The following is a 288-nucleotide window of genomic DNA, read 5'->3' on the forward strand; positions in this document are numbered from 1 at the left end:
CCCCTACGCCGTCGGCGGGCTGCTGCTCGTGTCCGGCATCGGCGTCCTCGTCGGCCAGCTCCGCGGCCGCTTCGGCGACGCGGAGGAGGGCGAGGACGTCGACCTCGACGCCGGCACCTCCTGGATCACGACCGGCATCGTCGCCCTCGCGTTCCTGTCGCTCGTCGTCACCATCCCGTTCCTCGGCTGGCCGCTCGGCGTCACGATCCTGTTCGCCGCATCCGCCATCGCGCTCGGCGCGAGGAAGTGGTGGGTCGCCGTGCTCGTCGGGCTCGGCCTCGGCATCGT

1 protein-coding gene is annotated in these 288 nt (G+C 72.9%); it reads left to right on the forward strand.

Features of this window, described 5'->3' with window-relative positions:
- Positions 1-288 (forward strand): tripartite tricarboxylate transporter TctB family protein (locus tag AAEY88_RS12895; protein WP_350563021.1); only part of this gene is annotated, 288 nt, incomplete at both ends.

This window comes from Psychrobacter sp. CAL346-MNA-CIBAN-0220 (assembly GCF_040309805.1).
Lineage (GTDB): Bacteria > Pseudomonadota > Gammaproteobacteria > Pseudomonadales > Moraxellaceae > Psychrobacter.